At 71.2% G+C, this 7,631-nt stretch carries 4 protein-coding genes and 2 pseudogenes; 1 reads left to right on the forward strand and 5 read right to left on the reverse strand.

The genetic code is table 11. From position 1 onward, the window contains the following. The 5 genes and pseudogenes from E2651_RS38660 to leuS form a co-directional block, all read right to left on the reverse strand. Positions 1-306, reverse strand: a pseudogene (locus E2651_RS38660) (MBL fold metallo-hydrolase); the annotation flags it as partial. Then, on the reverse strand, positions 303-1,370 hold the full coding sequence (locus tag E2651_RS38665) for a ComEA family DNA-binding protein (RefSeq protein ID WP_135335954.1): 1,068 nt from the start codon (positions 1,368-1,370) through the stop codon (positions 303-305). The pseudogene E2651_RS38660 and the gene E2651_RS38665, both read right to left, overlap by 4 nt. 107 nt (positions 1,371-1,477) lie before the next feature. Beyond that, positions 1,478-2,323 (reverse strand): DegV family protein, encoded by an 846-nt coding sequence (locus E2651_RS38670; protein ID WP_135335955.1) that lies wholly within the window; start codon positions 2,321-2,323, stop codon positions 1,478-1,480. Positions 2,324-2,384: 61 nt separating this feature from the next. Beyond that, positions 2,385-3,137: a hypothetical protein gene (locus tag E2651_RS38675; protein WP_135335956.1), complete on the reverse strand. Its 753-nt coding sequence runs from the start codon at positions 3,135-3,137 to the stop codon at positions 2,385-2,387. A 133-nt stretch (positions 3,138-3,270) separates the two neighbouring features. Then, positions 3,271-6,171 carry a leucine--tRNA ligase gene (gene leuS / locus E2651_RS38680; RefSeq protein WP_135335957.1) on the reverse strand — a complete coding sequence of 967 codons (2,901 nt, stop codon included), beginning with the start codon at positions 6,169-6,171 and terminating at the stop codon, positions 3,271-3,273. A 613-nt stretch (positions 6,172-6,784) separates the two neighbouring features. Here leuS and E2651_RS38690 point away from each other — a divergent pair. After that, positions 6,785-7,631 (forward strand): annotated as a pseudogene (locus E2651_RS38690) (hypothetical protein); the annotation flags it as partial.

Here is a 7,631-nt window from a genome sequence, read left to right on the forward strand (position 1 = left end):
CTCCCGCTCCCGCTCTCGCTCGCGCCCCTGCTCAGCCGATCGCCCCTCGCCCGTCCGCCACCCCCGCACCGTCAGCGTCACCAACAGGGCGCCCGCCACCACCACACAGACCACCACTGCCGCGATCACCCATCGGGGCGCGGCGTCCAGCGCCAGGGCCGCCGCCGCCCAGGCCACCAGCGCGGGCGGTACGAGGCGGAGGTCCGCCGGGCCCTCCTGCCGAGGGTGGGAGTCCCCGAGCCTGCGCCCGGACGATGCGTGCACCGCGGGGCGGACCGGGTGCGCGGCCGAGGGCGTCGGCCTCATGGCCGCACCAGATTCCGCAGGTCGGCGAAGCGGCGGTCGCCGATGCCGTTGACCTCGCGCAGTTCGTCGACCGAGCGGAAGCCGCCGTGCTCCGTGCGGTAGTCGATGATGTGCTGCGCCAGCACGGGACCGACACCGGGCAGCCCGTCGAGCTGCTCGGCGGTGGCCGTGTTGAGCCCGACCGGCGCGGCGGGACTCGCTCCCGTCGGCCCGGCGGCAACCCCGGCGCCGGGCACGGCAGGTGCCACCCCCGGCGCGCCCACCACCACCTGCTCGCCGTCGATGAGCAGCCGGGCGCGATTGAGGCCGTCCGTGTCCGCACCGGGGCGGACCCCGCCCGCCGCCTTCAGCGCGTCGGCGACCCGGGAGCCCGCGGGCAGCCGCAGGATGCCTGGGCTGCGGACTTTCCCGCTGATGTCCACGACGATGCCGCCACCGGCCTCGCCGCCCGCCGAGCCCTCTGCACCGGCCGTCGAACCAGCCACCGTGCGGCCGCTGCCGCTCTCCGGAGGCGGAACCCCCGGAGACGGAGACGGCTCCGCCTCCCCGTCGGACGCCGCCCGCACCACCTCCGGCGCCCGCACCGGCAGGGTGCGCCCCGCCCAGAAGTGCTGGGCGGCGAACACCGTGGCGAGGACCAGGACCGCAGCCAGCGCGATCAGGCTCCGCCGCTCGAGCCCACACCTCAGTTGCAGCCACAGCGGCAGCCGCTCCCGCACGGCAAGCCCCGCCCGCCCCCGCACCGGCGGCTCCGTATCGGGCCGCACCGCCGGCTCCGGCGCGGGCCGCCCCGCAGCCGATGGCGCCTCCCGGCGCGCATCCGGAGGCGCTCCCGACCTCAACCCGACGCCGCCGCCCGCTCGTTCAGACTCGGCGAACAGCCTCTCCGCGCGCAGCCGCAGCACCTCCGCCGAAGCATGCCGTCGCCGGGCGGCCCGTCTGCGGGCGTGCCGCTGACTCCCGCGACCGTCCGCAGCACGGCCGTCGGAGCCGCGCGCCCGCCCTGGCCCACTCGTAGGAGATGTAGAAGGAGGTGACGTCCGTGAAAGTGATCGAAGTGCCATGCCGACGACGCTAGGCACTGCGCCAGAATTATGTTGATCTTGGTCAATTCCCGTGGATTACCCGTGAGTTGTGGATAACTCCGTCACCCACAGGCGCAGCGACCGCCTCAGCGAGGCGAGACCACGGCCCCCAACAACCCCGGCCCCGTATGGGCCCCGATCACCGCGCCCACCTCGCTGACATGCAGTTCGGCCAGGCCCGGCACCCGTTCCCTGAGCCGCTCGGCGAGCGCCGCGGCCCGCTCCGGCGCGGCCAGGTGATGCACCGCGATGTCGACGCGGTTCGCCCCGGCCCGCTCGACCACGATCTCCTCAAGGCGGGCGATCGCCTTCGACGCCGTCCGCACCTTCTCCAGCATCTCGATGCGCCCGCCGTCCAGCTGAAGCAGCGGCTTCACCGCGAGCGCGGAGCCGAGCAGCGCCTGCGCCGCGCCGATCCGCCCGCCCCGGCGCAGATAGTCCAGGGTGTCGACGTAGAAGTACGCGGACGTGCCCGCGGCCCGCTTCTCCGCGGCCGCCACCGCCTCGTCCACCGAGCCGCCGGACTCGGCCGCCTCCGCCGCGGAGAGCGCGCAGAAACCCAGGGCCATCGCGACCATCCCGGTGTCCACCACCCGTACCGGCACCGGCGCGTCCTTCGCCGCGAGGACCGCCGCGTCGTACGTGCCCGAGAACTCGGCGGACAGATGCAGCGAGACGATCGCCGTCGCGCCCGCCTCCGCGACCTTGCGATAGGTCTGCGCGAAGACTTCGGGGCTCGGCCGGGACGTGGTCACCGGCCGCCGTTTCTGCAGCGCGAGGGCGAGCGAGCGGGCGGAGATCTCCGTGCCCTCCTCAAGCGCCTGATCGCCGAGGACCACGGTCAGGGGCACCGCTGTGATGCTGTGCCGCTCCATCGTCCGCTGCGGCAGGTAGGCCGTTGAATCCGTGACGATCGCGACATGACGGGACATGCGCTGGAGATTACCTGCCTGGACCCGGGGGCGGCAGCCCGACCCCTTGCGCGCGGACCCGTCAGGTCGTGCTCTCGGGCCTGGCCTTCTTCTGCCAGGGGTGGACCGGCTGCGGCGCCGGCGGGGTGATCGCGGGACGCTCCGACTCCTGTTCGGACTCCTTGGACGGCTCCGCCCAGGTCTGCTCGGCGCCCTTGTCCGCGTGCGCCTCGGGCTCGGGCCAGGAGGTCGCCGAGGTCGCTGAGGCCGGGGTCTGGCTCGACGACGGCTCCGTCGTCCAGTGCCGCAGGGCGCCCGCCTCCATGTCGATCTGCGTGCTCAGCGAGTCCAGGTCGTCGTCGGCGAACCTGCGGGCCCGGTCGCGCGCCGACCACCGCAGCGAGTCCGCCGACTTGGTGATCTGCTCCGTACGCTCCCGCAGTCCGGGGAGCCGCTCGGCCAGGCTGATCCTGTCCGGGTCCCGCTCGAGCCGCTTGAGTTCGTCGTCCAGCTCATGGCCATGGACACTCAGCCGTTCGAAGAGCCCCAGGGACTCCTTCAGCGAGGCGTCCTCGACGACTCCCGCCTGCAGCGCCTCCTGCGTGGCCCGCATCGACGTACGCAAAGAGAGCCGCAACTGGGCCAGTTCGCCGGCGGCGCCCACCTGCCCGAAGCTCCTCGCCCGGAGCGTCGTGTCCTCCACCGTGCGACGGGCCTGCGAGATCGTGCGGTCCACGCCGCGCTTGGCCGCGCCGATCGCCTTCACCGTCACGTACGCACCGAAGACCAGGAACAGCACGACGAGCAGCGCCACGACTGCGATCACGGCGTCCATGACGCTCCTCTCAAGTCCTGCGTCTCGAGTCCGGCGGCGGGTTCCGCACCGACCCTTCAACGGTAAACGCAAAGGGCAGGCCGAGGGTTCCGGCGGAACCCCCAACCTGCCCGTAAGGGAAGACCCCGATGCGCTACGCGGGGACGATGTTCACCAGCTTCGGCGCCCGCACGATGACCTTGCGGATCCCGGCGCCGTCCAGCGCCGCCAGGACACGCTCGTCGCCCAGGGCCACCTTCTCCAGCTCCTCGTCCGAGATCGCCGGGGAGACCTCCAGGCGCGCCTTGACCTTGCCCTTGATCTGGACGACGCAGGTCACGGTCTCGTCCACGACGAACGCCGGGTCGGCGACGGGGAAGTCCTGGTGGACCACCGAGTCGGTGTGGCCCAGCCTGCGCCACAGCTCCTCGCCGACGTGCGGGGCCAGCGGCGCGATCAGCAGCACCAGGCGCTCGGCGACCGAGCGCGGCAGGGCGCCGCCCTCCTTGGTCAGGTAGTTGTTCAGCTCGGTGATCTTGGCGATGGCGGTGTTGAACCGCATGCCGTCCAGGTCCTGGCGCACTCCGTCGATCGCCTTGTGCAGGGCGCGCAGGGTGCCCTCGGCGATCTCGGTCTCCGCGACGTCCGCGACCGTGACCTCACCGGTCGACTCGTCGACGATCAGGCGCCACAGGCGCTGCAGCAGGCGGTACTGGCCGACCACCGCGCGCGTGTCCCACGGACGCGAGACGTCCAGCGGGCCCATCGCCATCTCGTACAGGCGCAGGGTGTCCGCGCCGTACTCCTCGCAGATCTCGTCCGGAGTGACCGCGTTCTTCAGGGACTTGCCCATCTTGCCCAGCTCGCGCTTGACCGGCTCGCCCTCGAAGAAGTACTTGCCGTCGCGCTCCTCGACCTCGGTGGCCGGCACCGGGAAGCCACGGCTGTCGCGGTACACGTAGGCCTGGATCATGCCCTGGTTGAACAGCTTGTGGAACGGCTCGGCCGACGAGATGTGTCCCAGGTCGAACAGCATCTTCGACCAGAAGCGGGCGTACAGCAGGTGCAGCACCGCGTGCTCGGCGCCGCCCACGTACAGGTCGACACCGCCGGTCGGCTGGCCCGCGCGCGGGCCCATCCAGTACTGCTCGATGGCCGGGTCGACCAGCTTCTGGTCGTTGTGCGGGTCCAGGTAGCGCAGCTCGTACCAGCAGGAACCGGCCCAGTTGGGCATGGTGTTGGTCTCGCGGCGGTACTTCTTGGGTCCGTCGCCCAGGTCCAGGGTGACGTTGACCCAGTCCTCGTTGCGGGACAGCGGCGTCTCCGGAGAGGTGTCCGCGTCGTCCGGCTCGAAGGTGCGCGGGGAGTAGTCGTCGACCTCCGGCAGCTCCAGGGGCAGCATCGACTCGGGCAGCGAGTGGGCGATGCCGTCCTCGTCGTAGACGATCGGGAAGGGCTCGCCCCAGTAGCGCTGGCGGCTGAACAGCCAGTCGCGCAGCCGGAAGTTGACGGTGCCCTCGCCGATGCCCTTGCGGGCCAGCCACTCCGTGATGCGCGCCTTCGCGTCGACGACCCCCAGGCCGTCCAGCGAGATGCCCTCTCCGGAGGAGTTGACCAGCTTCGCTTCGTACGAGGAGAACGCGTCGTCCCACGTGGAGGCGTCGGTCCCACGGTCGTCCGAGGGCTCGACCACGCAGCGCATCGGCAGCTCGAAGGCGCGGGCGAAGGCGAAGTCGCGGCTGTCGTGCGCCGGGACGGCCATGATCGCGCCGGTGCCGTAGCCCATCAGTACGTAGTCGGCGATGAAGACCGGGACCTGCTCGCCGCTGACCGGGTTGGTGGCGTAGACGCCGGTGAAGACTCCGGTCTTCTCCTTGGCGTCGGCCTGGCGCTCCACGTCGGACTTGGCGGCGGCGAACGCGCGGTACTTGGCGACGGCCTCGGCCGGCGTCGCGTGGCCGCCGGTCCACACGTCGTGGGTGCCCTCGGGCCAGGCGGCCGGGATGACCTGGTCGACCAGCTCGTGCTCGGGCGCCAGGACCATGTAGGTGGCGCCGAACAGGGTGTCCTGACGGGTCGTGAAGACGGTGATGGCCTCGTCGCCGGAGCCGACCGGGAAGTCGACGCGCGCGCCTTCGGAGCGGCCGATCCAGTTGCGCTGCTGCAGCTTGATGGCCTCGGGCCAGTCCAGGGCGTCCAGGTCGTCCAGCAGGCGGTCCGCGTACGCGGTGATGCGCATGTTCCACTGGCGCAGCTTGGACTTGAAGACGGGGAAGTTGCCGCGCTCGGAGCGGCCGTCGGCGGTGACCTCCTCGTTCGCCAGGACGGTGCCCAGGCCGGGGCACCAGTTGACGGGGGCGTCGGAGGCGTACGCCAGGCGGTACTCGCTCAGGACGTCGGCGCGCTCGTTGGCGCTCAGCTCGTGCCACGCGCGCGTGGAGTTCGGTACGGCGCGCTCACCGGTCTCGAACTGCGCGACCAGGTCGGCGATCGGGCGGGCCTTCTTCGCCTCGTCGTCGTACCAGGAGTTGAAGATCTGTACGAAGATCCACTGGGTCCACTTGTAGTAGTCCGGGTCGATCGTCGCGAAGGAGCGGCGCTTGTCGTGGCCCAGGCCCAGACCGCGCAGCTGCGACTTCATGTTCTCGATGTTGGCCTCGGTGGAGACCCGGGGGTGGGTGCCCGTCTGGACGGCGTACTGCTCGGCGGGCAGGCCGAAGGCGTCGAAGCCCAGGGTGTGCAGGACGTTGTGGCCCGTCATGCGCTGGAAGCGGGCGTAGACGTCCGTGGCGATGTACCCCAGGGGGTGGCCGACGTGCAGGCCCGCACCGGAGGGGTACGGGAACATGTCCATGATGAACTGCTTGGGCTTGGCGACCAGTGCGGCCTGCGCTTCGCCGTCCGCCGCCATGTCGCCGCTCGGGTTCGGCGCCTCGTACGTGCCGTCGGCGTCCCAGAAGTCCTGCCAGCGTGCCTCGATCTCGGCGGCCAGGGCGGCCGTGTAGCGGTGCGGCGCGGCCACCTCGGAGGCGGCAGCAGAATTCGTCTCGCTCATGATCCTCAAAGCTCCATCGATCGTCTCTGCCTGCGGAATTGACCGTCCCGGCCAAATGAAAAAGCCCCTCACACAGGAGGGGACGCCGCGCCGATGCCGACCGCGAATTTCCGGCGGTCGGGACTGATCAGCGCGGCCCGCTAAGCAGAAGGCGTACGGCACGCATGGCGTCAGGGTACCGCAGCGCCCGCGCGGCCCGCGACGAGCCGGGCCCGTGACGCTCGATCACGCCCGATGACGCTCCGGAGGGCCATCGGAAGCTCAGGCTCCACCTTTGGCCAAAGGTTACTCCGCGTACCGACCACTATCGGGGCAACACCAAGATCGTGTCGCGCTTTGATAACAACGCAATAACTCAAACCCCGTACTCCCTGGTATGCGGCGACTTAGCATGCGGCGATCGAGCCATTTCGGAGTCGCCCCCATGAACCCTCTGAGCCCTCATCGCGAAAGCCGCGCAAGCCGCACCGATCGCGAAAGCCGCACCGATCGCCCGAGCCGCACCACCACTCGCACATCCCGTGCGAGCCGCAAGAGCCGCACTGATCGCGAAAGCCGCGCGTTCCCCGCGTTCCCCGAGCCGAGCAGAACCACCCGCGGGGTCCTCTACACAGTGGCGCTGCTGCTGATACCCCTGCTCGTCATAGCCGGGAGCGACGCCTTCCGCGCCGCCCTCGACTACACCATCGGCGTCCTGTCCCTGGTCAGCCTGACCTCCGCCGTGGTCTGGGGCCTGGTCGCCACGGACCGCCTGTTCCTCCACTCCCGTCAGCGACTGCTCGCCCAGGCCGTGCACCGGGCCACGGCGGTCGCCTCCATCGGATTCCTGCTGCTGCACGTCACCGTCAAACTCGTGCTCGACCATGTGTCGCCGGTCGGCGCCTTCGTGCCCTTCGGGCTCGGCTTCTCCGGAACCGACGGGCTCATCGGACTCGGCTCGCTCGCCGGGCTCCTCATGGTGACCACGGGCATCACGGGGGCCCTGCGCAGCGCCTTCGCCTCCCCGGCCCAGATCGCCTCGCGCTGGCGGGCGCTGCACATGCTCGCCTACCCCGCCTGGTGCTCGGCGCTGATGCACGGCCTGTACGCGGGACGCGCGCCCGCACCATGGGTGATCGCCCTCTACAGCCTGTGCCTGGTCGCCGTCGCGGGAGCCGTCGCGCTGCGCGCGGCCCCGCTCCCGGTCAAGCGGAAGGTCGCCGCCCGGATCCTGGCCGTCCTCGAACCGGAGAACAGAAACAGGCCCGCCCGCAGGGACACCGCCGCAGCGCCCCTCCCCGGCACGACCGCAGCTCCCGGCCGTGCCCCACGCCCCGAACCCGAGCCCGATCCGACCCCCGTGGCCGGCATCGCCGCGGCCTACCGCGTGCTCGCGTCCGACAACCGGCCCACGGAGGTCCTGCCCGTCACCGACCCTGTCTCCTATACACATCTCCGAGCCCACGAGACGCTCATGAAAC

Source organism: Streptomyces sp. MZ04 (assembly GCF_004684775.1).
In the GTDB taxonomy this organism is placed as follows: domain Bacteria; phylum Actinomycetota; class Actinomycetes; order Streptomycetales; family Streptomycetaceae; genus Streptomyces.